The 25129-nt window shown below is 54.6% G+C and carries 23 protein-coding genes; 3 read left to right on the top strand and 20 right to left on the bottom strand.

The window, feature by feature from the left end; genetic code table 11:
- The first annotated feature begins 259 nt into the window (after positions 1-259).
- A complete protein-coding gene (mutS, locus tag ACT3RR_RS14295) occupies positions 260-2815 on the top strand; it encodes a DNA mismatch repair protein MutS (protein WP_353501069.1) in 2556 nt (851 codons plus the stop codon).
- 122 nt (positions 2816-2937) lie between these two features.
- On the opposite strand, the gene rpoS is transcribed toward mutS, so the two are convergent.
- From rpoS to cysG, 13 genes are all read right to left on the bottom strand, one after another.
- Positions 2938-3939, bottom strand: a complete 1002-nt coding sequence (rpoS, locus tag ACT3RR_RS14290) for an RNA polymerase sigma factor RpoS (RefSeq protein WP_100938021.1) — start codon at positions 3937-3939, stop codon at positions 2938-2940.
- Positions 3940-3989: 50 nt separating this feature from the next.
- Positions 3990-5015 (bottom strand): murein hydrolase activator NlpD, encoded by a 1026-nt coding sequence (gene nlpD / locus ACT3RR_RS14285; protein ID WP_485903134.1) that lies wholly within the window; start codon positions 5013-5015, stop codon positions 3990-3992.
- 240 nt (positions 5016-5255) lie between these two features.
- Positions 5256-5882, bottom strand: coding sequence for a protein-L-isoaspartate(D-aspartate) O-methyltransferase (locus tag ACT3RR_RS14280; protein ID WP_353501067.1), 627 nt, complete (start codon positions 5880-5882; stop codon positions 5256-5258).
- Positions 5872-6636: a 5'/3'-nucleotidase SurE gene (gene surE / locus ACT3RR_RS14275; protein WP_496200547.1), complete on the bottom strand. Its 765-nt coding sequence runs from the start codon at positions 6634-6636 to the stop codon at positions 5872-5874. The genes ACT3RR_RS14280 and surE overlap by 11 nt, the downstream gene beginning before the upstream one ends.
- Positions 6617-7663, bottom strand: a complete 1047-nt coding sequence (truD, locus tag ACT3RR_RS14270; RefSeq protein ID WP_496200562.1) for a tRNA pseudouridine(13) synthase TruD — start codon at positions 7661-7663, stop codon at positions 6617-6619. Before truD ends, surE begins: the two co-directional genes overlap by 20 nt.
- A gap of 18 nt (positions 7664-7681) precedes the next feature.
- The gene (gene ispF / locus ACT3RR_RS14265; RefSeq protein ID WP_353501065.1) at positions 7682-8155 is read right to left on the bottom strand and encodes a 2-C-methyl-D-erythritol 2,4-cyclodiphosphate synthase; all 474 of its coding nucleotides are present in this window, start codon (positions 8153-8155) and stop codon (positions 7682-7684) included.
- Complete coding sequence (ispD, locus tag ACT3RR_RS14260; protein WP_353501064.1) at positions 8155-8874, bottom strand: 2-C-methyl-D-erythritol 4-phosphate cytidylyltransferase; 720 nt, start codon at positions 8872-8874, stop codon at positions 8155-8157. Before ispD ends, ispF begins: the two co-directional genes overlap by 1 nt.
- 2 nt (positions 8875-8876) lie before the next feature.
- Positions 8877-9215 carry a cell division protein FtsB gene (ftsB, locus tag ACT3RR_RS14255; protein ID WP_034787453.1) on the bottom strand — a complete coding sequence of 113 codons (339 nt, stop codon included), beginning with the start codon at positions 9213-9215 and terminating at the stop codon, positions 8877-8879.
- 245 nt (positions 9216-9460) lie between these two features.
- Positions 9461-9817: a DUF3561 family protein gene (locus tag ACT3RR_RS14250; protein ID WP_396131677.1), complete on the bottom strand. Its 357-nt coding sequence runs from the start codon at positions 9815-9817 to the stop codon at positions 9461-9463.
- A gap of 60 nt (positions 9818-9877) precedes the next feature.
- Positions 9878-10498, bottom strand: a complete 621-nt coding sequence (gene cysC, locus ACT3RR_RS14245; RefSeq protein WP_485903132.1) for an adenylyl-sulfate kinase — start codon at positions 10496-10498, stop codon at positions 9878-9880.
- A gap of 1 nt (position 10499) precedes the next feature.
- Positions 10500-11927, bottom strand: a complete 1428-nt coding sequence (gene cysN, locus ACT3RR_RS14240) for a sulfate adenylyltransferase subunit CysN (RefSeq protein WP_353501061.1) — start codon at positions 11925-11927, stop codon at positions 10500-10502.
- Between the two features lie 12 nt (positions 11928-11939).
- Positions 11940-12848: a sulfate adenylyltransferase subunit CysD gene (cysD, locus tag ACT3RR_RS14235; RefSeq protein WP_034787444.1), complete on the bottom strand. Its 909-nt coding sequence runs from the start codon at positions 12846-12848 to the stop codon at positions 11940-11942.
- A 9-nt stretch (positions 12849-12857) separates the two neighbouring features.
- Positions 12858-14282: a siroheme synthase CysG gene (cysG, locus tag ACT3RR_RS14230; RefSeq protein ID WP_485903131.1), complete on the bottom strand. Its 1425-nt coding sequence runs from the start codon at positions 14280-14282 to the stop codon at positions 12858-12860.
- Between the two features lie 282 nt (positions 14283-14564).
- Between cysG and ACT3RR_RS14225 the strand changes: the two genes are divergently transcribed.
- Positions 14565-15623, top strand: a complete 1059-nt coding sequence (locus ACT3RR_RS14225; RefSeq protein ID WP_496200546.1) for an aminopeptidase — start codon at positions 14565-14567, stop codon at positions 15621-15623.
- 115 nt (positions 15624-15738) lie between these two features.
- Here ACT3RR_RS14225 and ACT3RR_RS14220 read toward each other — a convergent pair whose 3' ends face one another.
- From ACT3RR_RS14220 to ACT3RR_RS14205, 4 genes are all read right to left on the bottom strand, one after another.
- Complete coding sequence (locus ACT3RR_RS14220) at positions 15739-16470, bottom strand: phosphoadenylyl-sulfate reductase (RefSeq protein WP_034787438.1); 732 nt, start codon at positions 16468-16470, stop codon at positions 15739-15741.
- Positions 16471-16500: 30 nt separating this feature from the next.
- On the bottom strand, positions 16501-18237 hold the full coding sequence (gene cysI, locus ACT3RR_RS14215) for an assimilatory sulfite reductase (NADPH) hemoprotein subunit (protein WP_353501058.1): 1737 nt from the start codon (positions 18235-18237) through the stop codon (positions 16501-16503).
- A gap of 27 nt (positions 18238-18264) precedes the next feature.
- Positions 18265-20067 (bottom strand): NADPH-dependent assimilatory sulfite reductase flavoprotein subunit, encoded by a 1803-nt coding sequence (gene cysJ, locus ACT3RR_RS14210; protein WP_496200561.1) that lies wholly within the window; start codon positions 20065-20067, stop codon positions 18265-18267.
- A gap of 342 nt (positions 20068-20409) precedes the next feature.
- Complete coding sequence (locus ACT3RR_RS14205) at positions 20410-21471, bottom strand: hypothetical protein (RefSeq protein ID WP_496200545.1); 1062 nt, start codon at positions 21469-21471, stop codon at positions 20410-20412.
- A 167-nt stretch (positions 21472-21638) separates the two neighbouring features.
- Between ACT3RR_RS14205 and queD the strand changes: the two genes are divergently transcribed.
- Positions 21639-21998 carry a 6-carboxytetrahydropterin synthase QueD gene (queD, locus tag ACT3RR_RS14200; protein WP_353501056.1) on the top strand — a complete coding sequence of 120 codons (360 nt, stop codon included), beginning with the start codon at positions 21639-21641 and terminating at the stop codon, positions 21996-21998.
- Here queD and queE read toward each other — a convergent pair.
- From queE to ACT3RR_RS14185, 3 genes are all read right to left on the bottom strand, one after another.
- Positions 21995-22666 (bottom strand): 7-carboxy-7-deazaguanine synthase QueE, encoded by a 672-nt coding sequence (gene queE / locus ACT3RR_RS14195; protein ID WP_353503903.1) that lies wholly within the window; start codon positions 22664-22666, stop codon positions 21995-21997. The genes queD and queE overlap by 4 nt on opposite strands.
- Positions 22667-22750: 84 nt before the next feature.
- Positions 22751-23449 carry an N-acetylmannosamine-6-phosphate 2-epimerase gene (locus ACT3RR_RS14190; RefSeq protein WP_496200544.1) on the bottom strand — a complete coding sequence of 233 codons (699 nt, stop codon included), beginning with the start codon at positions 23447-23449 and terminating at the stop codon, positions 22751-22753.
- Positions 23446-24999, bottom strand: a complete 1554-nt coding sequence (locus ACT3RR_RS14185) for a PTS transporter subunit EIIC (RefSeq protein ID WP_353501054.1) — start codon at positions 24997-24999, stop codon at positions 23446-23448. The genes ACT3RR_RS14190 and ACT3RR_RS14185 overlap by 4 nt, the downstream gene beginning before the upstream one ends.
- Between the last annotated feature and the right edge of the window lie 130 nt (positions 25000-25129).

Here is a 25129-nt window from a genome sequence, read left to right as displayed (position 1 = left end):
CCAGATGGGTTAAACCTTCTGGCCATTTTTATTTTCAGCCTTCCCACCGCGCTTTACAGTCCATTGCAATCTCAGATTGCGGCATCTCTCGAACTTTTACCTGTGACAGCATATTGCTCGCTGGGCTAGTATAGCGGGGTGAAAATCCACGGGTCTTTGAGTGACTAGTGCTGATTCTCTTAGCCACATCGTGATGACGAATGACAACAATAAAAATCACAATCAACTTTAAATTCAATGGATTAATAAGACCAAGTCTATGACTGATAATGCAAGCCTAGATTCCCACACTCCCATGATGCAGCAGTACCTGCGCCTCAAGGCTGAAAACCCAGAGATTCTGATGTTTTATCGCATGGGGGACTTCTACGAACTGTTTTATGACGACGCGCGACGCGCATCGCAACTGCTGGATATCTCCCTCACTAAGCGCGGTGCGTCGGCGGGCGAGCCAATCCCGATGGCGGGCGTGCCTTACCATGCCGTGGAAGGCTATTTAGCCAAGCTGGTGCAACTGGGCGAATCCGTGGCGATTTGTGAGCAAATCGGCGATCCCGCACTGAGCAAAGGGCCGGTTGAGCGCAAAGTCGTGCGCATTGTGACGCCCGGCACGGTCAGTGATGAAGCACTGCTCAACGAGCGCCACGACAACCTGCTGGCGGCTATCTGGCAGGATGGTCGCGGCTTTGGTTATGCCACGCTCGACATTAGCTCAGGCCGCTTCCGCGTGGCTCAGCCAGAAGATTTGGAAACCATGGCGGCGGAGATCCAGCGCACCAATCCTGCCGAGCTGCTCTACCCTGAAAGTTTCGAGTCTATGTCGCTTATCTCGTCGCGCCGCGGCCTGCGCCGCCGGCCGATGTGGGAGTTCGAACTGGAAACCGCCAAGCAGCAGCTTAACTTGCAGTTTGGTACTCGCGACCTGAGTGGCTTTGGGGTGGAACAAGCCCCACAGGCGCTGCGCGCGGCGGGCTGCCTGCTGCAATATGTTAAAGATACCCAGCGCACCGCCCTGCCGCACATTCGCGGCGTGACCATGGAACGTTTGCAGGACGGCATCATTATGGACGCCGCCACTCGCCGGAATCTGGAACTGACGCAAAACCTGTCTGGTGGAGTCGAAAACACGCTGGCGGCGATTCTCGATCAGGCGGTGACGCCAATGGGCAGCCGCATGCTCAAACGCTGGATCCACATGCCAACGCGCGACGCCAAGGTATTGCGCAATCGCCAGCTGGCCCTCGGTTCTTTACAGGATCTCACTCCCGATTTGCAGCCAGTGCTGCGTCAGGTGGGGGATTTAGAGAGAATCCTGGCCCGTCTGGCTCTGCGCAGCGCTCGCCCGCGCGATCTGGCCCGTATGCGCCACGCCTTGCAGCAGCTGCCGGAGATCCGCGCCCTGCTCCAGCCTTTAGAACCCGCGCACATCCAGACACTGGTCAAAAACTGTGGCGAATTCAATGAACTGGTTGAATTGCTCGAGCGCGCCATTATTGAGGCTCCCCCCGTGCTGGTGCGTGACGGCGGCGTGATTGCGCCGGGCTATAACGCCGAGCTGGATGAATGGCGCGCGCTGGCCGATGGCGCGACGGATTACCTCGACCAGCTTGAGATCCGCGAGCGCGAGAAACTTGGATTGGATACGCTGAAGGTTGGCTTTAACGGCGTGCACGGCTATTTCATTCAGGTCAGCCGTGGCCAAAGCCACTTAGTGCCGATCCACTATGTGCGCCGCCAGACGTTGAAAAACGCCGAGCGCTATATCATCCCTGAGCTGAAAGAGTATGAAGATAAGGTTCTGACGTCTAAGGGCAAGGCACTTTCGCTGGAAAAAGCCCTGTATGAAGAGCTGTTCGACCTGCTGATGCCGCACCTTGACGCCCTGCAGCAAAGCGCGGCTGCCTTGGCGGAGCTGGACGTGTTGAGCAATCTGGCAGAGCGCGCTTACACCCTGAACTACACCTGCCCGACGCTGAGTGAAAAACCGGGGATTAATATTACCGGCGGACGTCACCCGGTGGTGGAACAGGTGCTGAGCGAACCGTTTATCTCCAACCCGCTGGCGATGTCGCCGCAGCGCCGCATGCTGATCATCACCGGCCCGAACATGGGCGGTAAAAGTACTTACATGCGTCAGGCGGCGCTGATCGTGCTGATGGCGCATATTGGCTGCTACGTGCCGGCGGATCAGGCGGTGATTGGCCCGGTGGATCGGATCTTCACCCGCGTTGGCGCGGCGGACGATCTGGCTTCTGGCCGTTCCACCTTCATGGTCGAAATGACCGAAACGGCGAATATCCTGCACAACGCCACCGAAAACAGTCTGGTGCTGATGGATGAAATTGGTCGCGGCACCTCGACCTATGACGGCCTCTCTCTAGCCTGGGCCTGCGCGGAGAATCTCGCCAGCCGCATCAAAGCCATGACGCTGTTCGCCACCCACTATTTTGAACTGACCACGCTGCCGGAGAAGATGGAAGGCACGGTGAATATCCATCTGGATGCCATCGAGCACGGCGACACCATTGCCTTTATGCACAGCGTGCAGGAAGGCGCGGCCAGCAAGAGTTATGGTCTGGCGGTTGCCGCGCTGGCAGGTGTGCCAAGAGATGTGATTAAACGCGCGCGCCAGAAGCTGAAAGAGCTGGAAACGCTGTCCAACAGCGCCGCCGCCAGCAAGGTGGATGGCCCGCAGTTGGCGCTGTTGACTGAAGAAGTGTCGCCAGCCGTAGAGGCTCTGGAGGCGCTGGATGCCGATTCACTCTCACCGCGCCAGGCGCTGGAGTGGATCTACCGTCTGAAGGATATGGTGTAGCTTTCTCAACGCCATAAACGCTGAATAGAAAAAGGCGAGGTATTTTCATACCTCGCCTTTTTATTGGTAACGCTGTGCTAATCAAATAGTCAGTCAGCTTGTCGCGTTGCTAAGCGATAAAATTATTCGCGAAACAGAGCTTCGATACTCAGCCCTTGTGCCTGCAAAATCTCGCGCAGGCGGCGCAACCCTTCAACCTGAATCTGACGAACTCGTTCACGCGTCAGGCCTATCTCACGGCCCACATCTTCCAGCGTCGCTGCTTCATAACCTAACAGTCCAAAGCGGCGGGCTAAAACTTCACGTTGTTTTGCATTCAACTCGAATAACCACTTAACGATACTCTGTTTCATATCGTCGTCTTGCGTGGTGTCTTCAGGACCGTTTTCTTTTTCGTCGGCCAGAATATCTAACAGCGCTTTTTCAGAGTCACCACCCAACGGGGTATCAACTGAAGTAATACGCTCATTCAGGCGCAACATACGGCTGACGTCATGAACCGGTTTGTCGAGTTGCTCAGCAATCTCTTCAGCACTTGGCTCATGGTCAAGTTTATGTGCAAGTTCACGTGCAGTACGCAGGTAAACGTTCAGTTCTTTAACGATATGGATTGGCAAACGAATGGTACGGGTTTGATTCATAATCGCCCGTTCAATTGTCTGTCGAATCCACCATGTAGCGTAAGTTGAAAAACGGAAACCGCGCTCTGGGTCAAACTTTTCAACTGCGCGGATCAGACCTAAGTTACCTTCTTCGATCAAATCCAACAGTGCCAGTCCGCGATTACTGTAGCGGCGGGCTATTTTAACCACCAAACGCAAGTTACTTTCAATCATACGGCGACGAGATGGAACATCTCCTCGCAGCGCACGCCGTGCAAAATAAACCTCTTCTTCTGCGGTAAGCAGAGGAGAGTAACCGATCTCACCAAGGTACAGTTGAGTTGCGTCCAGCACTCGTTGGCTTACAGCCTGCGATAACAACTCTTCTTCAGCATCCGCATCAATAGTGTCGTTATCGGCAGTCTCTTCGACATTGGCTTTCTCGTCAAAGGCTTCAGCGCTGTTCTCATCGAAATCTACATCATCATGTAACTCGTTAACTTTCAGCGTATTCTGACTCATAAGCTGCTCCTACCCGTGGTCCCGAGGGCAGAATCAAGACTCTGCCCGATTTATCGCTGCGGAAGATAACGCAGCGGGTTTACGGATTTCCCCTTGTAACGAATTTCAAAATGTAATCTTACTGAACTGGTTCCGGTGCTACCCATGGTTGCTATTTTCTGACCCGCCTGCACTTCTTGTTGTTCCCGGACCAGCATTGAATCGTTATGTGCATAGGCGGAGAGGTAATCATCATTGTGTTTAATGATGATCAGATTACCGTAACCGCGAAGAGCATTACCTGCATAAACGACGCGCCCTGAGGCGGTGGCTAAGACAGGTTGTCCACGCGAACCAGCGATATCGATCCCCTTATTTCCCCCTTCGGAAGCTGAGAAATTATCGATAATTTTCCCGTCTGTCGGCCACTTCCAAGAGGAAACTGGACCGCCATTATTGGTGGTACTAGTGACAGGAGTACTGGCTACGGCAACAGGTGCTGTGGTGGTAACTACACCTGATGAAGGCAACATTTTACCTACATTCTGTTTACCCGGAGATTCAGAATACGTGGTAGTTGGTTGAGATGCAACCACCGTACCTTGCATCATTCCGGCGCTTGGTGCTGTTGGAACGCCACCTTTAGTCGCATCCGTGGTGGCTAACATGCCGCCGGTGCTGGCGTTAGAGGAGACATTATTAATCTGAATAGTTTGACCGACTTCTAAACCATAAGGCGCGGGGATATTGTTACGTGCCGCAAGGTCTCGGAAGTCATTGCCGGTGATCCAGGCGATATAGAAAAGCGTATCCCCACGCTTAACTTGATAGGTACTTCCGCTATAACTGCCTTTAGGAATTGTGTTGTAACTGCGGTTATAAACGATGTGACCCTGCTGATTTGTCGCTGCAATATTAGGCGTATTGGCGACATTTGCCGGGGCTGAATTCGGAGTATTCTGACCTCCGCCACCGCCGTTTACACTGCTAATAGGGGCTGACGTCGATGCATTATTGCTACATCCCACCATCCAGGCGCTAATAAACGTACACACCGCAATGCGGCTTAAGGTTTTAATTGGGCTTCCCGTGCTCATATTTCCCCCGTTACGGCAATCTCAGAATCTATCATTCCACTCGCAACCCCGCATTTGGCGGGCTTTGTGCCAATTAGCACGTTGCTAGCAGAGAACACATCCGGGCGGATAAGAAGCCAGCCAGATGGCGACAGTAAAAAACTGTAGTGGATGCTATCAACATCACAAGTACAGCACCATATTACAGTTGTATTTAAATTTTAAGGGCTTAGTCCTGAAACTCACCGCCAGAAGCAGCGTTTAGGCTAACTCACCTTTGACTAAAGGTACAAAACGGACCGATTCGATGGTCTCAACCACAAAGTCGTTACCGCGACGCGTGATGCGTTGCAGCACCTGGTTTTGTTCGCCAACGGGAAGGATCATCACTCCGCCCTCATCCAATTGCTGGAGTAAGTCCTGAGGAATTTCCAGAGGGGCGGCGGTCACGATAATGGCGTCAAATGGCCCACGAGAAGGCCAGCCTTCCCAGCCATCACCGTGGCGGGTCGACACATTATGCAGATCCAGCTGTTTGAGGCGACGCTTGGCCTGCCATTGCAGGCCTTTGATCCGCTCGACGGAAAACACGTGCTCAACCAGATGCGCCAAAATAGCCGTCTGATAGCCCGACCCGGTGCCGATTTCCAGCACGCGCGAGGCCGGTGTGAGGCGCAGCAGCTCTGTCATGCGCGCCACGGTATAGGGCTGAGAAATCGTCTGACCCGAGCCAATTGGCAAGGCGGTATTTTCATAAGCCTTGTGCTGAAAAGCTTCATCGACAAAACGTTCCCGCGGCACTTTTTCAATGGCGTGCAGCAGATTTTCATCATGAATCCCCTGCTGGCGAAGCTGCTCGAGCAGGTTGTACATCGGTTTATTCACCATGCCTGTTGACCCCGACTTTGGCTATCCATCCGCTCACCACATCCTGTGCAGCGTAGGCGGTTAAATCGACCTGAAGAGGCGTGACAGAGACATAACCCTGTGCGACGGCCGCGAAATCGGTGTCCGGCGCGATATCAAACTTATCACCCGGTGGCCCAATCCAATACATATCCTGACCGCGCGGGTCCTGCTGGCAAAACACCTGCTCAGCCGGGTGACGACTCCCGCAGCGAGTAACACGGATACCCTTAATCTCCGCCAGAGGCAGATCAGGAACATTGATATTAAGAATTTTGCCGGTGCGCAATGGCTCAGTGGCCAACGCGCGCAGGATGCGACAGGTTATCGCGGCGGCAGTGTCATAATGCCTGTTACCATCCAGCGAGACGGCCAGCGCTGGGAAGCCCAGGTGGCGCCCCTCCATTGCGGCGGCGACCGTGCCGGAATAGATCACATCGTCGCCGAGATTTGGTCCGGCATTAATGCCTGAAACTACAATATCGGGACGCGGGCGCATCAGTGAGTTAACGCCCAAGTAAACACAGTCGGTAGGCGTACCCTGAATCACCGCCGTGTCGCCGTTTGGGTATGACTGAATACGCAGCGGGCCGTCCAGCGTTAGCGCGTTGGACGCACCACTGCGATTGCGATCGGGGGCAACCAGCGTAACGTCGGCGAACTGGCGTAAAGCCGCGGCCAACGTCTGGATACCCGGCGCTAAAACGCCGTCGTCATTACTCAGTAATATCCGCATCAATATTTTCCTGACGCATCAGTTCTCGCACCACGCTGGTCGCAAAACTGCCAGCAGGGAGCCAGAATTTCAGCTCAAGTGTGACATCGTCCCAACGCTTCCAGCTGATATCTAAAGGCTGGAGCATCACCGCACGGCGAGCCGGTTCAACGCGTTCGCGCTTAATTAATGATAATAACGTGGCGCACTCCGCCAGACAGCCCTGCTCAAACGCCTCAGCGGCGTCAGTGGTTCCCAGCGGGCCATCACCCGGTAAGGGGGCGGTTATCAGCAATTCATTACTATTAACACGTGGCTGGAGCGTGTCAAATTCATCTTCCTTGGCCACAAACCAGCTGCCGCGCCCGCTTAACTGTAAAGCATCGCCCAGCATCACCTGACGATGCGTGCCATCGGCTAAACGCTGGCTGGCGATAAGGTTGAACATCGCGCTGCGGCTAGCCGAAAGGTAGAAACTGCGCTTAGGGCGCTCTTTGACCCGAATTTCGTTATTCGCCCAACGCGCGGCTTGAATCAGGTTGTTGCCACCACGGCCAAAACGCTGTTCGCCAAAATAGTTCGGCACGCCCTGCTCTGCCACCTGCTGCAAACGCGCTTCGACATCGGCGATATCGCTCAGCTGGCGCAGCACCAAGGTAAAAGCGTTGCCTTTCAAGGTACCGATACGCATTTTCTTGCGATGACGCGCGGCGCGAACAATCTCGCAGCCTTCCAGCGCGAATTGGCTTAAATCAGGGTCTTCTTTGCCGGGAAGGTGCACGCAAAACCACTGTTCGGTTACCGCGTGGCGGTCTTTCAAACCCGCGTAGCTGACGGAACGCGGATGAATGCCCGCAAATCGCGCCAGCTGTTCGGCCACAAACTGAGTGTTGCAGCCGTTCTTGCGGATACGCACCAGCAGATGCTCACCCTCGCCGTCAGGCTCAAAGCCGAGATCTTCCTCAACAATGAAATCTTCCGGGTTGGCTTTCAGCTTGCCAGTCGAAACAGGTTCACCATTGAGCCAGGTCAGGCGGGACATATCCATCGGGTTATTTTCCAAAACTCAGTCCTTGATCAGCAGGACAACGGCTTCGCAGGCGATACCTTCACCACGGCCAGTGAAACCTAATTGTTCGGTTGTGGTGGCTTTTACGTTCACCTCATCCATATGACACTCTAAGTCTTCGGCTAAAAACACGCGCATCTGCGGGATGTGCGGCGCCATTTTAGGTGCCTGAGCGATAATAGTGATATCCAGGTTGCCCAGGGAGTAACCCTTCGCGCGCACGCGGCGATAAGCTTCACGCAGCAGTTCGCGGCTGTCCGCGCCTTTGTAGGCAGGGTCAGTGTCTGGGAACAACTTGCCGATGTCTCCCATGGCCGCTGCCCCCAGAATGGCATCAGTGGCTGCATGCAGCGCGACGTCGCCGTCTGAGTGAGCCAGCAAACCTTGCGGATAAGGGATACGCACTCCGCCGATCACCAATGGGCCTTCGCCGCCGAATTTATGCACGTCAAAACCATGACCGATACGCATTATGCGTTCTCCTTTTGATACAACTGGGTTAAATAGAATTCTGCCAAGGCCAAATCTTCCGGCCGTGTGACTTTAATATTGTCTGAGCGCCCGGCAATCAGCATAGGATGAAACCCACAATATTCCATTGCAGACGCTTCATCTGTGATGGTTGCCCCTTCATTTAATGCTCGGCGCAAACAGGTTTTTAGTAATTCGAGCGGGAAAAATTGCGGCGTCAGCGCGTGCCACAGATCTTCGCGATCCACAGTATGGGCAATGGCGCTCACGCCAGGCTCTCCGCGTTTCATGGTATCTCTCACCGGCGCGGCCAGAATACCGCCCACGCGGCTGGTGGCTGAAATCGCCAATAAGCGATTAAGGTCGTCGATGTGCAGACAAGGGCGCGCGGCGTCGTGCACCAGCACCCAGCCGTGAGAGCCAGCGGCTTCCAGCCCGGCCATGACCGAGTCGGCTCGCTGAGCGCCACCTATAACGCACTGGATGCGAGCATCTTGCGCAATAGGCAAATGTTGGAATTGGGTATCGTGCGGGCTAAGGGAAACCACCACTTTAGTGACTTGCGGGCTGCGTAGTAACGCGTTGATTGAGTGTTCAATCAACGTTTTGCCGCCAATAGAAAGGTACTGCTTTGGACACTCTGTCTGCATACGGCTGCCGATACCGGCAGCGGGCAGGACAGCAATAATCTCTGGAGAGGAAACTGCGATGTCGCTCATAGCTATTGTTTTAGGTTGTTTTGCGAAGCATTGTTTTGAGAAGAACTCATACCTGCATTTCGTTTGGATTGGTCAGGCACCAGACGATAGAAAGTCTCACCGGGCTTAATCATGCCCAGTTCATTACGTGCGCGTTCTTCGATAGCTTCCTGACCACCGGTCAAGTCATCGATTTCTGCAAAGAGTTGATCATTCCGTGACTTGAGTTTGCCGTTGTTGGCCTGCTGTACCTGAACGTCATCATTCACACGAACATAATCGTGAATACCATTCTTACCCAGCCACAGCGAATACTGTAACCAGCCAAGCAAAACCAATAACAGCAGCGTTAATTTGCCCATCCCCGCCCCCTAAAAAAGCCGAACAATCATCCCACAACTTTCATTCCGACTCCACACTGAGAGGGAAAATGCCGGTGAGATTCAGACTTAAGCAGGTAATTATGGGTGAGAATGACACAATGACTTACATAGAGATAAGAAATTGACGATAAAACACCCAGAACCTCTGCCAACGTAAAACCACTGTGAGCGCGTGAATCTGGTGAACACGTGAAGATTTTCAGTGAGTGAGAAAACAGGGGAAGTTACCAGCCGGAGAGGAATGAGAAGATAGTCCAAAACATACCAATGACCACAACGCCCGTCGCCGCCAGCGTGCGCCACCAGTTACCACCAAACAGCATGCTAAATGCAATGCCAATCAACACGGAAATAGGCACTAAAGCGAGGAAAAACGGCCAGGTGTAGAGAAAGAAAAACAGCGTGTTAGAGCCGTACATCACAAAGGGAATGGCAAAGGCTAGCCAGTAGAAGATAAAACCTGCCGTACCGCCAAACATAGAATACGAGGGAGCTTCAGCATCCACAGCCCGATCGTCGGACGTGGCGCTGCTGCCCTCGTCTCGGATCCGACTCACTATTCGGTGAAGTAATGCCTGCATAAAGTGATCCCTGTAGTTCAGTGTAAACCGGCGCGCTGTTTAACCAGCGGCCGGAAACCTTCAGGGTTTGATAATAGCGTGGTGGCGCAGTACATCTAATAATTGCGGGACTAAATGTGTTACCAATTGTTCGCCATCGAGGTGTACATCTGGAGCTTCTGGCGCTTGGTAAACAGAGTCAATGCCGGTGAAGTTTTTCAGCTCGCCGGCGCGGGCTTTCTTGTATAAGCCTTTGGGATCTCGCGCCTCGCAAATGGCCAGCGGGGTATCGACAAAGATCTCAATAAACTGATCTTTATCCAGCAATTCCCGCACCATATCTCGCTCGGCACGATGGGGAGAGATAAAGGCGGTGAGCACCACCAGCCCGGCATCTATCATCAGCTTAGCGACCTCACCAACGCGGCGGATATTTTCCCGCCGGTCGTCGTCAGAGAAGCCCAAATCGCGGCACAGACCGTGGCGCACATTGTCGCCATCAAGCAGGTAGGTGCTGACACCAAGTGCGTGTAGCGCCTGCTCAAGCGCGCCAGCGACCGTGGATTTGCCTGAACCTGACAGGCCTGTGAACCACAGCACCACGCCTTTATGGCCATGTTTCAGCTCACGGTCCGCACGCGTTACCGCGTGCGGGTGCCAGACGACGTTTTCATCTTTCAAATTTGCGTCGGGTAACGCCATATTATTTCCCACCCAGCAGGTCGCGAGCACCCCAGTGTGGGAAGTGACGGCGAACCAGGCTGTTTAACTCCAGCTCGAAGGCGCTGTAGGAATCTTGTTCCTGATAAACGCTTTCTACGGCTTCGCGAACCAGCCCTGCTCCGACGGTGACGTTAGTCAGGCGATCGATAAAGATCATCCCGCCGGTCACCGCGTTGTGTTGGTAGTTATCCAGAACCAGTGGCTCATCGAAGGTAAGCTCAACCAGGCCGATGCCATTTAGCGGTAGGCTCTCAACAATACGCTGGGTCAGCGAGTTAATTTCAACCTGATACTCAATGTTTTCAACCCGAGCGCGGGCCTTTTTGCCGCCGATTTTGATGTCGTAGCTTTGGCCAACGCTGAGCGGCTGCTCGGCCATCCAGACAATATCCACTTTGGCGTTCTGCACCGCTTTCACGGTTTCATCCGCGTCGACCAGCAGGTCACCACGGCTGATATCGCGCTCGTCGGCCAGCACCAGCGTGATAGCTTCACCGGCCCAAGCTTCTTGTAAATCACCGTCGAAAGTCACAATGCGTGCCACCCTTGACTCAACGCCGGACGGCAACACTTTGACTTTCTGCCCGACGCGCACTGAGCCAGAGGCCAGCGTGCCCGCATAGCCACGGAAGTCGAGGTTCGGACGATTAACATATTGCACTGGGAAACGCATCGGCTGCTGTTCGCGGATGTTAATGATGTTCACGGTTTCCAGCACGTCGAGCAGGGTTGGGCCGGTATACCAGCTCATTTTCTCACTCGGCGTAGCAACGTTGTCGCCTTCCAGCGCCGACAGCGGCACGAATTTGATATCCAAATCGGTTGGCAGCTGCTGGGCGAAGTCCAGATAGTTAGCTTTGAACTCTTCGAAAACGCTTTCGCTGTAATCCACCAGATCCATCTTATTGACCGCAACCACCAAGTGGCGGATCCCCAGAAGAGTAGCGATAAAGCTGTGGCGGCGAGTTTGATCCAGCACGCCTTTGCGGGCGTCGATCAGCAAAATCGCCAAATCACAGGTGGATGCACCGGTTGCCATGTTGCGGGTGTACTGCTCATGCCCCGGCGTGTCAGCAATGATGAATTTGCGTTTTTCGGTGGAGAAGTAGCGGTAGGCCACGTCGATGGTGATCCCCTGCTCGCGCTCGGCTTGCAGACCATCCACCAGCAGCGCCAGATCGAGTTTTTCACCTTGGGTGCCGTGACGCTTGCTGTCGTTATGCAGCGACGAGAGCTGATCTTCATAGATCTGGCGAGTGTCATGCAGCAGGCGACCAATCAGGGTACTTTTGCCATCATCCACGCTGCCGCAGGTCAGAAAACGCAGCAGGCTTTTGTGTTGCTGGGCGTGCAGGTAGGCCTCGACGCCACCCTGCTCTTCAATTTGTTGTGCAATTGCATTGTTCATTTTGGTCGCTCCTCAGAAATAGCCCTGACGTTTTTTCAGTTCCATCGAACCCGCCTGATCGCGGTCAATTGCCCGCCCCTGACGCTCACTGGTGGTTGACACCAGCATCTCTTCGATGATTTCCGGCAGAGTCTGAGCTTCAGACTCCACGGCGCCCGTTAGCGGCCAGCACCCGAGAGTACGGAAGCGCACCATTTTCTGCTCAATCACTTCGCCCGGTTGCAGGTCGATGCGATCGTCATCCACCATCAGCAGCATGCCATCGCGTTCCAGAACCGGACGTGGCGCTGCGAGATATAGTGGAACAATTTCGATATTTTCCAAGAAGATATACTGCCAGATATCCAGCTCAGTCCAGTTGGAGAGCGGGAACACGCGGATGCTTTCGCCTTTGTTTATCTGGCCGTTGTAGTTGTGCCACAGCTCAGGGCGCTGGTTTTTAGGGTCCCAGCGGTGGAAACGGTCGCGGAACGAGTAAATACGCTCTTTAGCACGCGACTTCTCTTCATCACGACGCGCGCCGCCAAAGGCCGCGTCAAAACCGTATTTGTTCAGCGCCTGCTTCAAGCCTTCGGTTTTCATGATGTCAGTATGTTTGGCACTGCCGTGGACGAAGGGGTTGATGCCCATCGCGACGCCTTCCGGGTTCTTATGCACCAGCAGTTCAAAACCGTAGTTCTTCGCCGTGCGGTCGCGGAAGTCGTACATTTCGCGGAACTTCCAGCCGGTATCCACGTGCAGTAGCGGGAAAGGCAGCGTTCCCGGGAAGAAGGCCTTGCGCGCAAGATGCAGCATCACCGAGGAGTCTTTACCGATGGAGTACATCATCACCGGGTTAGCAAATTCAGCCGCCACTTCACGGATGATATGGATACTCTCCGCCTCCAGTTGACGCAAATGTGTGAGTCGTTTTTCGTCCATAACAGATCCTTAAGCCAAATTCACGACCGACGGGCGAACTGCGTCGTCAGTCTGTGGTTGATGCCCAAACCAGGCGAGCTTATCGTGAAGTGCGACCACTTCGCCGATAACCAGTAATGCGGGTGATGGTGCCTGTTGAGCCAAGAGTTCTAAGTTGTCGAGCGTGCCGGTCAGCACCTGCTGATCGACCCGCGTACCACGGCCAATGACAGCCACCGGCGTACTCGCCGCGCGGCCATGAGCGATAAGCTGCTGGCTGATTTCTGCCGCCTTCACCGTGCCCATATAAATGGCCAGCGTTTGGTTGCCCTTCGCCAGCGTTTCCCACTGCATGCCATTCCCATCGGGACGGGAGTGGCCGGTAATAAACATCACGCTCTGCGCGTAATCGCGGTGGGTCAGAGGGATCCCCGCGTAGGCCGTCGCCCCGGCGGCTGCCGTCACGCCCGGCACCACTTGGAAAGGGATGCCCGCCGCCGAAACGGCCTGTAGCTCTTCACCGCCGCGACCAAAAATAAACGGGTCGCCGCCTTTAAGGCGCACCACTTTTTTGCCCTGCTGCGCCAGTTCGACCAGCATGCGGTTTGTCTCTTCCTGCGCCACCGAGTGGCTGCCAGCGCGCTTGCCGACGCAAATACGGTCGGCGTCTCGGCGCACCAAATCTAAAATCTCGTCACTGACCAAATGGTCATACAACACCACGTCTGCCTGCTGCATCACCTGCAAGCCGCGTAATGTCAGTAATCCTGCATCACCCGGCCCCGCGCCGACCAGCGTCACTTCACCGTTTCTCGCGATGGATTCCGGATTATCTAACTGTTGTTGCAACACTTGCTCAGCTTCTGGAATCTGTCCCGCAGTCACCAGCGAGGCAAAGCGACCATCAAAGGTCTGCTCCCAAAAGCGACGGCGTGCCGTCATTGAGGTGAAGCGCTGCTTCACGCGGTCGCGGAAACTGCCAGCAATCTCAGCCATCTTGCCCAAACTGGTCGGTAACAGCGTTTCCAGCTTTTCCCGCAGCATGCGCGCCAGCACCGGGGCCGTGCCGCTGGATGAAATAGCCACCACAATCGGCGAACGGTCGACGATGGAAGGGAAGATAAAGGAGCACTTCGGCTGGTCATCGACCACGTTGGCCAGCAGCTGGCGGCGATTGGCCTGCTCAAACACCTCGGCATTCAGCTCGGCGTCGTCGGTGGCAGCAATCACCAGAAACACGTCATCCAACTGCTGTGGCTCAAATTGCTTCGCCAGCCAGCTGACTTGCGACTGCTGGAGACGATGCTCAAGTTCTGAGGAGAGTGACAGCGCGACAATGCGGACAGCAGCGCCAGCACGCAGCAGAAGGTCTATTTTGCGTGCTGCGATTTCGCCGCCGCCGACGACCAATACAGGACGTTGTCTTAGGTCGGCAAATATTGGTAGATAGTCCACAACGGCCTTTTTGATAGCGAAGAGTAATAACAAGACTATACGTGGTGGCAATTATTGAATTGAAATGACGAAATGGAATGAATAGTTACCAAATGGAATATAGATTCGCCAACCTCACTTTCCAGACGCAGAAAGATGCAACAAAAAGAGCCATTTGAGATAAGGGGAAATTGTCTAATTGCCGTCACAATCGCATACTATTGCGCAATAATGACCGCATAACGCGGCCTGCCCGATTGAAAGCTTTCCGGTCTTTGACCCACGAATAAGGATTTTTTGTCCATGCTATCCCTTTCTCGCATGAAACTGGCGCTACTGGCCTTTGGCCTGGGCTGTGCCGGTTTTACGCACGCGGCCGTGCAGCAGGTTGCCGCGCCCGCCCTCGGTAAAATTGCTGCCGAACAAACTCGCCATATCGCCACCTATTTTCCGGGCCGCATGGCCGGTAGTCCGGCGGAGTTAATCGCCGCAGATTACCTGCAACAGTATTTTGCCAAACTCGGCTATCAGAGTGATCTTCGCGGCTTTGATACGCGTTATCTCTACACCAGCCGGGATGGCAAGCAGAGCTGGCATGATGTGCATTCGACCTCCGTGATCGCCGCCCGCGCCGGTATCGTGCCTCAGCAGATTGTCGTGATGGCGCACTTTGATACTTATTTGCCACAAAGCGACGCCGACTCCGACCATAATTTGGGCGGTCTTACCCTGCAGGGGGTTGATGATAATGCGTCAGGCGTCGGTGTGATGCTGGAGCTGGCCGAACGACTCAGTAAGGAGCCAACCCACTACAGCTTGCGCTTCGTAGCGCTTAGTGCCGAAGAGACGGGCGCACAGGGTGCCGCAGACTATGTGCAGCGCATGTCGCCGGAGGAGAAGTTAAACACCCTGCTGGTGGTCAATCTCGATTCGCTGATTGTTGGCGATAAGCTCTACTTCAAGAGTGGCAAAAATACCTCTCAGGCCGTCACTAAGCTGACACGCGACCGCGCCGTGGCGCTGGCGCGTCACGCAGGTATTGCCGCCGAAGCATACAGTGGAAAGGATTGCTGTAATGGCATGCAGGCGCTGGACGACGCGCATATTCCATTATTAATGGTGACGGCCACGGATTATGCGTTGGGCAAGAAAGACGGCCAGCAGCAGCGGGCAATCAGCGCGCATTTCCCGCAGGGCACGTCGCGCCATCAGGGCCAGTTGGATAACTTACAGTATCTCGACCGCGTCCTGCCAGGCCGGATAGACAAACGCTCGAAAGATAGCGTGAGAATTTTACTGCCGCTGCTGAAAGAGCTGGCAAAACCGGCTGATGCTTTACAAGGCGGTAACGCCATCCCTTAAATAATTCGAGTCAGAGGACAAATCTGCTTGCAGCGGCCCCCTTAGGGGCTTGGCTGGAAATAGGCCAAGTAACGCGGCAAGCCGACGCACCTCTGGCTCGAAGTATGACAGGGATTTATTCGTGTAAGCCGCACTCGCGTTTAAGCCCAAAGAAACGGGTTTCCTCTTCGCTCATGCCCTCTTCCCACTTCTTGGTGGTGTGGGTATCGCCAACCGACAGGTAGCCCTGATCCCACAGCGGGTGATAGCTGAGGCCGTGCTCTTTGAGGTACTGGAACACTTGGCGGTTATCCCAATCGATGATCGGCAGGATTTTGAACACGCCGCGCTGCACGGCTAACACCGGCAGATTGGCGCGGCTGCCAGACTGTTCACGGCGCAGACCAGCAAACCACGTTTGCGCGCCCAGCGTCGCCAAAGCGCGGTTCATCGGCTCCACTTTATTGATGTTGTTGTAACGCTCAATGCCTTCGACGCCCTGCTCCCAAAGCTTGCCATAACGCGCTTCTTGCCACGCCGGGCTTTCGGCTGCGCGGAACACTTGCAAGTTCAGCTTCAACTGTTCGGTGAGTTGATCGATGAACTGGTAAGTCTCGGGGAACAGGTAGCCGGTGTCAGTGAGGATCACCGGGATATCCGCCTGCTGGCGAGTCACCAGATGCAAACAGACCGCAGCCTGAATGCCAAAACTTGAGGAGAGCGCGAATTCGCCCGGCAAATTCTCTAGTGCCCAGATGACACGATCCTGTGCCGACAGTTTTTCAAGCTGGGCATTGGTTTCCGCCAATGCCAGGGCCTGACCTGATTTCGGCATTTCATTCAGTTCAGCAAGAGTGAGCAAACTCATAAACTCTCCATTCTTCACGTTACAGCAGCGTTAGTCGTAGAAGTCGCGGGCCGGATCCAGCACTGGGCGAATAATCCCAGCGCGGATCACGTAATCACCAAAGCCTTCATCGTTTTCACGCTCTTTCGCCCAGCGGCCGACCAGCTCGTCGATAATCGCCAGAATGTCAGTATCAGAGATGTTCTCCCGATACATTCTTGGAATACGCGTCCCTTCACGGTTACCGCCAAGGTGCAGGTTGTAACGGTTCATGGCTTTACCCACCAAACCGATTTCAGCCAGCAGCGCACGGCCGCAGCCGTTAGGGCAACCCGTCACACGCAGGACAATGTGCTCTTTGCCCACCCCATGCTGGTGCATGATGCCTTCCACTTTGGTGACAAACTCTGGCAAGAAGCGTTCGGCTTCGGCCATCGCCAGCGGACAGGTCGGGTATGAGACGCAGGCCATGGAGTTTTTGCGCTGCTCGGTGACGCTGTCGTCGATCAGGCCATGGTTGCGGGCCAGCGTTTCGATCGCGTCTTTATCTTTTTCCGAGACACCGGCGACGATCAGGTTCTGGTTAGCAGTAAGCCTGAAATCCCCTTTGTGGATCTTAGCGATTTCTGCCAGACCGGTTTTTAGCGGCTTGCCCGGATAATCCAGAATACGGCCGTTTTCGATAAACAGCGTCAGGTGCCACTGCTTGTCGATCCCCTTCACCCAGCCGATGCGATCGCCGCGTCCGGTGAATTCATAAGGGCGAACTGCTTCGAATTCGATCCCTGCTCGCTTGGCCACTTCGTCGCGGAACACTTCCACGCCAACGCGCTCAAGGGTGTATTTGGTTTTAGCATTTTTACGGTTGGTACGGTTGCCCCAGTCGCGCTGCGTGGTCACTACCGCTTCGGCCACGGCCAAGGTTTTATCCAGCGGAATAAAGCCCAGTTCGCTGGCGGTGCGGGCGTAAGTTGCCTTGTCGCCGTGGGCGATAGACAGGCCGCCGCCGACCAGCACGTTGAAGCCAACCAGCTTGCCGTTATCGGCGATCGCCACGAAGTTCAGATCATTGGCGTGAAGATCGACATCGTTTTGCGGCGGGATCACCACCGTAGTTTTGAATTTACGCGGCAGATAGGTTGGGCCAAGGATCGGCTCTTCATCCGTGGTTTCGACTTTCTCTTGATCCAGCCACACCTCGGCGTAAGCGCGGGTGCGCGGCAGCAGGTGTTCGGAGATCTTCTTCGCCCACTGGTAGGCTTCCTGATGCAGCTCTGACTCCACCGGGTTCGAGGTACACAGCACGTTGCGGTTAACGTCGTTGGCGGTCGCCAGCGCGTCCAGACCTAGCTTATTCAGCAGCTGGTGAACCGGTTTTACGTTAGGTTTGAGGATACCGTGGAACTGGAAAGTTTGACGGTTAGTAATACGAATACTGCCGTACAGTGTGCTCTCTTCAGCGAATTTATCAATGCCCAGCCACTGGTCTGGCGTCATCACGCCGCCCGGCAGGCGGCAGCGCAGCATCATCGCGTGGCGCGGCTCCAGCTTCTGCTCGGCGCGTTCGGCACGGATATCGCGGTCATCCTGCTGGTACATGCCGTGGAAGCGGATCAACAGGAAGTTGTCGCCGTTGAAGCCGCCGGTCAGGCCATCTTGCAAATCTTCAGTAATGGTTCCGCGCAGGAAATTGCTTTCCTTTTTAAGACGTTCAGCATCAACCAGCGGCGCATCAACGATTAACGGGCCAGGACCGGGATTCTGTTCACTCCACAACTTATTGCTCATAAGTGCTCACTCATTGCTTAAATTTTATTAGTAGACGTCGCGCTGATAACGGCGGTCCATACGCAATTCACTTAAAAATTCGTCGGCGGTTTCCAGGTCCATCGACCCCTGCTGGGAGATAATTTCCAACAGCGCTTGCTCGACGTCTTTCGCCATACGGTTGGCATCGCCGCAGACATAGACGTGCGCGCCCTCTTGCAGCCAGCGCCAGACTTCGGCGGCGTTTTCGCGCAGCTTGTCTTGAACGTAGACCTTTTCAGCCTGATCGCGCGACCAAGCCAGAGAAATGTGGGTCAGTAAGCCGTCTTTGACGTAGCGCTGCCATTCAACCTGATATAGGAAGTCCTCGGTGAAGTGCGGGTTGCCGAAGAACAGCCAGTTTTTACCCCCGGCGCCGTCGTTTTCGCGCTGCTGCATAAAGGCGCGGAATGGCGCGATGCCGGTGCCCGGGCCAATCATAATCACTGGCGCATCCGGGTTAGCTGGCAGGCGGAAATTGTCGTTATGCTCGATGAATACGCGAACTTCACCATCTTCTTGCAGACGGTCAGCCAGATAGCCCGATGCACCGCCGGTGCGGGCGCGGCCGTCGATTTCGTAGCGCACGGCGCCGACGGTGATATGCACTTCGGACTCATTCTCGGCCTGAGAGGAGGCGATGGAGTAGAGACGCGGCGTCAGCGGGCGCAGCAAATCAACCAACTGCTGGGCATCCAGCTCGGTCGGCGCCTGACGCACCATGTCGACGAACGGCGTGTTTTGCGCGAACTGCTGCAAGGCATGCTTGTCGGCCAGTAGCGCGTTCAGCTGCTCATCACGGCACGCTGCGGCGTATTTCTCGACGATGGGCGTGGTGTTTTGGGTCAGCTCGATGTGATGCTGCAACGCTTCGCTCAGCGCTAGCGTTTTGCCGTTAACTTCAACCGACTCATCGCCTTTCAGCCAGAGCAGTTCAACCACTTCTTTGACCAAGGCCGGATCGTTTTCGAACCAGATGCCTAAGGCGTCGCCCGGCTGGTAGCGCAGGCCAGAATCACCCAGATCAATCTCGATATGGCGCACGTCTTTATCCGAATTGCGCCCGGTAATTTTCTGGTTTACCGACAGCAAAGCGGTCAGTGGCTCTTCTTTAGTATAGGGGCTGCTGTCAACTTGGTTGACCGCGCCAGCCAGAGTCGCGGCGGGCTGCGCCGTCGCCTCTGCGGGAACGCGCTGCTTCAGCACTTCAACAATGCGTTTGCGCCACTCTTCGGCCTGGGCCTGATATTCAACGTCAGCGTCCACGCGATCTAACAGGCGCTCTGCGCCCAGCTCGCCAAGGCGGTTATCAAAATCTTTACCGGCCTGACAGAAGAATTCATAGGAAGTATCGCCCAGTGCAAACACGGCAAACGCCGTATCTTTCATCTGTGGCGCTTTCTTCGATTGCAGGAATTTATGCAGGGCGACGGCCTCTTCGGCCTGCTCACCTTCCCCCTGAGTGGAGGCAACAATCAGCAGCAGCTTTTCTTGGCCGATTTGTTTGAACTTGTAATCACCGGCGTTAACCAGATTGACGTTCAGTTTTGCGGCGATCAGGTCATCGCGCACCTGCTCGGCCAAACGACGGGCATTGCCGGTCTGGGAAGCGGAAATCAGGGTAATAGCGGCCGCGGCGGGCGCAGGTGCAGCTGCCGGAACAGCGCCCGGCTGTTGATTCACCATTCCCCAGAAATAGCCAGATAGCCATGCCAGCTGCGTTGGTGAGTATTCACCAATGGCAAACTGGAGCTTAGCCAGTTGCTCTGGTGAAAGAGGCAAGATAGAAGTTGGAGGAGCCTGAGTCGTCATCGCGGTACGAATTCCCTTATGCATAAGCCAGTCATCAATCCGGCCTTCGTGCACAAGAAAGACCGTAAATCACCCCACGTAGAAAAGCGACGGAGGCTGCAGTTTGTAAGGTTAACGAGGCTGATGATAACAATTAAAGAAGTGATGGAAATATTAAATAACCAAAATGACTAAGTGGTTTTAGAGATAGCAATAACCACTAAAAGTGGTAAGTAGTGATTTTTTATCTTACTGAAATAGCTATGAAAATCGACAGACATTTATCCGACTAGGCAAAACAGTTTGTTATATAAAGAAAAACCCCGCCGGAGCGGGGTGAAAATACTTTATCAGCAGCAGGTTTTATAGATGGAACTGACCATGTTCTTCGAACCAGGCGAACTGCCCGGCAGCAAAGACCGACATTTTACTGCTGCTGTGGCCGGTGTCCGGCAAATCGACAAAGTGCCAGTTAAACGGCGTGTTGTTCTGCTCGGCGCGCTGCTGTGAGGTGGTGAAATAGCTCTCGGCGCGATCAAGGCGGTTGCTCCCCTGTGCCATCACCTGCTTGGACAAACGCTGCGCGCGCGTTTCAGGATTATCATCTTCACTGCCGACGGCAATCAGCATCGGCTTGGCAAAATAGCTGGCGAGCTGCTGCTGGTTGACGCTCACCGGCGACTCGCGCAGGCCATAAGGCCAGCGCTGGTCGGTATCCGGCAAGGTCCACCACGTCGGCGCGGCACAGACGGCGGCTTTCACTTGCGGCTGCGGCAATAGCGTCAGCATACGGTGAACAAACTGGCATCCGGCGCTGTTGCCGAAAAGATAGAACTGCGACTGGCTGGTGACGCCCTGCTTCTGCAACTGGCTGAACAGCGAATCGACCAGCGTGAAAGTCCATTGCGACGCGGGCAGCTTGCGATGGGTTTTGGGATCAACCAGATTGCCAAGGTTATAACCCGCCGCGCCGGGGAAGTCCTGCTCGCTGAACTTTGGCACCACCACGCGCAAATGGTACTGGTTCGCCATGGTGATCCATTCATTGCGCGCATTGACGGCGTTACGATCGCCTTCAGTCATCACCATCACGATAGGCGTTGTGGCATCAGCACCCTCGGGTTGATAGGTGAAAACGTCCAGCGTCTTTTTCCCCTGCGCCACCAGAATATGTAAACTGCCCGCGCCCGTCGGGAAGGTCAGGGCAACAGGTTTAGCAGCAACGGCAGGCTTGGCGGTTTTCGGCTCAGTTTGAGCAGGTTTGATGTCAGCAGGCTTAGGGCCAGCAGCCTCTGATTCCGCAGGCTTTGAGTCCGTAGACTTGGCATCGGTGGAAGCAGGCGCGGCTGGCTGGGGGAGCGTTTCCGCACCGACGCTCGCCGTGAATAGCACCGACAATATGGCCAAACGCAGCACAGTAATCATGCAAACACTCAATAGGTTAGTCTCACTGCTGCCACTTTAAGTCAGTAAATCAGGCTGAGTAAAGCAGTGGTTGGTAACGCCTTGTACAGCTATGTACCGTGGATTTCGTGGCGCGAACGCCGGATTTCCGTTACTATGCCGCGTTTTTTGAGCAACGAGACAGCACCATGACCACCACACTCTTTAAAGATTTTCAGTTCGAAGCCGCGCACCATTTACCTCACGTTCCAGCAGGCCACAAATGCGGCCGCCTGCACGGGCACTCTTTCTCGGTAAGATTAGAAATCACCGGTGAAGTGGATCCGCATACGGGTTGGGTAATGGATTTTGCTGATCTTAAAGCGGCATTCGCCCCGACATTGGACCGTCTCGACCACTATAATCTCAACGATATTCCGGGCTTAGAGAACCCGACCAGTGAAGTGCTGGCCGAGTGGATCTGGAATGAGATGAAGCCTAAGCTGCCCCTGCTTTCCGCCGTACGCGTCAAAGAGACTTGCACCGCGGGCTGCGTCTATAAAGGCTAAGCGATATTTAGGTATTTGTGGGTCTGCATCGACAGCCGCCAATTTTTTGCAATGCAGGTCGCAATGCACAATTTGGTGGCTTCTTCTTTTTGACTGATGGGCTGCAAAGCGATGATGCGCGCTTTTTCGTCGGTCAATGTCGCCAGTAACGCTTCCAAGGCATCAATATCGCGCTGACGCGCCACCGGATGCTTCACTTCATCAGCCCGTTTCAAGGCCTGCGGCAGAATGTCATAGCCGCCGCGCATGTTCACCTTTGGCGACACCGTCACCCAAGTATTCACCGAGCAGCGCACCTCATGGGTCCCGCTGGTTTCTATCTGGCAGCTAAAACCATTTTTTTCCAGGAGCGTGGTGAGCGGCATTAAATCGTAAATGCACGGCTCTCCGCCGGTGATCACCACGTGACGCGCCGTATAGCCCTGCTGAAGAATAATCTCGTGCAGTTGCTCTGCCGTGGCGTTACCCCAGGCGTCACTCTCTTCGGTCTTCACCAAAATGCGTTGTACGTCGACTTCCCGATCGGCGATTTTGTCCCAGGTATGTTTGGTGTCGCACCAGCTACAGCCCACCGGGCAGCCCTGCAGGCGAATAAAGATAGCCGGCACGCCGGTAAAATAACCTTCCCCTTGCAGGGTTTCGAACATTTCATTAATCGGGTACTGCATGGTTTTCTCAATCATCTCTAAAAAATCAGCGCGCATTATCACAGATAGTGCACGCTGTTCCAAACTTCGACCCAAGCAGATTTGTCAGTAAAGGTGATTGATGGCCTCGGTGAAGCGTTGAGTGATCTGTTGAGGCCGGGTGATGGCACCGCCCACAACCACGGAATGCGCCCCCAGTGTCAGGCAGCGCGCGGCCATTTCAGGCGTGTCCACATTGCCTTCGGCGATGATAGGAGCGCTACACTGTGCGAGCACCTGGCGCAAAAAGGCGAAGTCATCTTGCCACAGCTTGCAGCCCGCGGTTTTAGGGGTATACCCGTGTAAAGTGGTGCCAATGCAGTCAAAGCCTAAGCTCTCGGCATTGACCGCCTCTTCGACGCTAGCGATGTCGGCCATCAGCAACAAAGAGGGATATTTCTGCCGAATCTGCTGCACTAAGGCCGCCAACTGCAACTCCCCCGGACGTCGATGCAAGGTGGCATCGAGCGCGATCATTTGCGGACCTGCGGTCATCAGCTCGTCAACCTCTTGCATTGTGGCGGTGATATAGACTTCGCTGTCGGGATAATCGCGCTTGATAATGCCAATGACCGGCAGAGTCACGGTGGCGCGAATCGCCTGCACATCTACAACACTATTGGCGCGGATCCCCGCAGCCCCGCCCTGCATGGCGGCCAGCGCCATGCGGCTCATGATGAAATCGCTGTGTAAGGGTTCATCGTCCAGTGCCTGACAGGACACCACCAGTTTTCCTTTTATGGCCGCTAACATTGACTGATTCATACTCCCAACATCTCCTCAATTTCGTTTTTAATCACCGTGACATGTGGCCCATAAATGACCTGAATCCCATTCCCACGAATCAGTACCGCCCTCGCGCCACTCGACTTCAACTGGCTTTCATTCACCATGTTGGCCTGATGCACGCTTATCCGCAGACGTGTTGCGCAGCAGTCCAGCTCGGCAATATTGCTAGCACCGCCCAATGCTTCAATGATCAGCCCGGCACGGTCGGTGGTGATGCTGGCTTGTTCTACTTCCGCGTCATCTCGACCTGGCGTTTTAAAGTTGAAACGGGTGATCAGATAGCGGAAAGAGAAGTAGTAGAGAGCAAACCAAGGCACACCCACCAATGGCACGTACATCCAATTGGTTTTGCCTTCGCCCTGTAGAACCCCGAAAAGGAGGAAGTCGATGAAGCCACCAGAGAATGTCTGACCAATGGTGATATGCAGAATATGGGCAATCATGAAAGCCAGCCCGTCAAACACCGCGTGCAGCACGTACAGCATCGGCGCGACAAACAGGAATGAGAATTCAATCGGCTCAGTGATACCGGTGAGGAAAGAAGTTAGCGCCGCAGAAAGCAGCAGACCGGCCACTTTCTTTTTATTTTCAGGCCGCGCGGTGTGGTACATCGCCAGACAGGCCCCCACCAGACCAAACATCATGGTAATGAAACGCCCGGACATAAAACGCGACGTGCCGACGTAAAAATGCTGAGTTGAAGGATCGGCCAACTGGGCAAAGAAGATACGCTGGGTTCCCTCCACCAGATGCCCGTTTACCACCTCACTGCCGCCCAGTGCTGTGGTCCAAAAAGGCAGATAAAAGATATGATGCAGGCCGAAAGGCCCGAGCATGCGCAAGACAAAACCGTAGATAAAGGTGCCCAAATACCCCGTGGCATCCACCAGCCCGCCCATGCCAAAAATTACTTTTTGGAAATGAGGCCAGATGAAGAACATCAGCGCCCCGACAACAATTGCCGCCACCGAAGTAATAATAGGCACAAAGCGCGAGCCGCCGAAAAATCCGAGGAATTGCGGCAGTTGAATTTTGTTATAGCGGCTATGCAGCAGCCAGGTGACTAATCCAATCACCACGCCGCCAAAAACGCCCGTTTCCAGAGTCTGTATGCCCAACGCCATTCCCTGCCCCGACGCACTGAGATTGCTGGCCGCCAACTGCCCCTTGAGGATCAAAATGGCATTAATAGTAGCGTTCATGACTAAATAGCCGAGCAGCGCGGATAGCCCTGCGGTTCCCTTGTCACTTCGCGCCAGCCCAACCGCGACTCCGACGGCAAACAGCACCGCAAGATTGGCAAAAACAATGGAGCCCGCGCTGGCCATCACGGTAAAGATGGCCTGTAGCGCCGGAATATTCAGAAACGGGTATGCCGTCAGGGTATTGGGGTTCGAGAGCGCCCCGCCAATCCCCAACAGCAAACCCGCCGCTGGCAAAATCGCGATAGGCAACATGAAAGACTTGCCAAATTTCTGCGCCCTTTCAAACCAAGTTCCACCGCCTGAACCATTGAAGATCGACATGAGATAACTCCGCGTTAGGTTGTTTTGGTAATTATTTTCACCACATTATATTTATATAAAAATAATTACCACCAAATAAGGCGAGTTATCCATATGGAATTCTTCTGGCGTTAACTGCGTCACATCAGCC

Source organism: Ewingella sp. AOP8-B2-18, assembly GCF_052376015.1.
GTDB classification, from domain to species: Bacteria; Pseudomonadota; Gammaproteobacteria; order Enterobacterales; family Enterobacteriaceae; genus Ewingella; species Ewingella allii.
Note: the sequence above shows the minus strand (reverse complement) of the source record. Positions and strands in the feature narration are given on the sequence as shown.

Bases quoted from the DNA above. Each gene is read 5' to 3' on its own strand.
- queD (WP_353501056.1), top strand. From the start codon at position 21,639: ATGACCACCACACTCTTTAAAGATTTTCAGTTCGAAGCCGCGCACCAT.
- cysD (WP_034787444.1), bottom strand. From the start codon at position 12,848: ATGGACGAAAAACGACTCACACATTTGCGTCAACTGGAGGCGGAGAGT.
- cysI (WP_353501058.1), bottom strand. From the start codon at position 18,237: ATGAGCAATAAGTTGTGGAGTGAACAGAATCCCGGTCCTGGCCCGTTA.
- ACT3RR_RS14185 (WP_353501054.1), bottom strand. From the start codon at position 24,999: ATGTCGATCTTCAATGGTTCAGGCGGTGGAACTTGGTTTGAAAGGGCG.
- rpoS (WP_100938021.1), bottom strand. From the start codon at position 3,939: ATGAGTCAGAATACGCTGAAAGTTAACGAGTTACATGATGATGTAGAT.
- queE (WP_353503903.1), bottom strand. From the start codon at position 22,666: ATGCAGTACCCGATTAATGAAATGTTCGAAACCCTGCAAGGGGAAGGT.
- cysN (WP_353501061.1), bottom strand. From the start codon at position 11,927: ATGAACAATGCAATTGCACAACAAATTGAAGAGCAGGGTGGCGTCGAG.
- ACT3RR_RS14220 (WP_034787438.1), bottom strand. From the start codon at position 16,470: ATGAGTTTGCTCACTCTTGCTGAACTGAATGAAATGCCGAAATCAGGT.
- mutS (WP_353501069.1), top strand. From the start codon at position 260: ATGACTGATAATGCAAGCCTAGATTCCCACACTCCCATGATGCAGCAG.
- surE (WP_496200547.1), bottom strand. From the start codon at position 6,636: ATGCGGATATTACTGAGTAATGACGACGGCGTTTTAGCGCCGGGTATC.
- ACT3RR_RS14190 (WP_496200544.1), bottom strand. From the start codon at position 23,449: ATGAATCAGTCAATGTTAGCGGCCATAAAAGGAAAACTGGTGGTGTCC.
- ftsB (WP_034787453.1), bottom strand. From the start codon at position 9,215: ATGGGCAAATTAACGCTGCTGTTATTGGTTTTGCTTGGCTGGTTACAG.
- cysJ (WP_496200561.1), bottom strand. From the start codon at position 20,067: ATGACGACTCAGGCTCCTCCAACTTCTATCTTGCCTCTTTCACCAGAG.
- truD (WP_496200562.1), bottom strand. From the start codon at position 7,663: ATGGATATGTCCCGCCTGACCTGGCTCAATGGTGAACCTGTTTCGACT.
- ispD (WP_353501064.1), bottom strand. From the start codon at position 8,874: ATGAGCGACATCGCAGTTTCCTCTCCAGAGATTATTGCTGTCCTGCCC.
- ACT3RR_RS14225 (WP_496200546.1), top strand. From the start codon at position 14,565: ATGCTATCCCTTTCTCGCATGAAACTGGCGCTACTGGCCTTTGGCCTG.
- ispF (WP_353501065.1), bottom strand. From the start codon at position 8,155: ATGCGTATCGGTCATGGTTTTGACGTGCATAAATTCGGCGGCGAAGGC.
- nlpD (WP_485903134.1), bottom strand. From the start codon at position 5,015: ATGAGCACGGGAAGCCCAATTAAAACCTTAAGCCGCATTGCGGTGTGT.
- ACT3RR_RS14250 (WP_396131677.1), bottom strand. From the start codon at position 9,817: ATGCAGGCATTACTTCACCGAATAGTGAGTCGGATCCGAGACGAGGGC.
- cysC (WP_485903132.1), bottom strand. From the start codon at position 10,498: ATGGCGTTACCCGACGCAAATTTGAAAGATGAAAACGTCGTCTGGCAC.
- ACT3RR_RS14205 (WP_496200545.1), bottom strand. From the start codon at position 21,471: ATGATTACTGTGCTGCGTTTGGCCATATTGTCGGTGCTATTCACGGCG.
- ACT3RR_RS14280 (WP_353501067.1), bottom strand. From the start codon at position 5,882: ATGGTGAATAAACCGATGTACAACCTGCTCGAGCAGCTTCGCCAGCAG.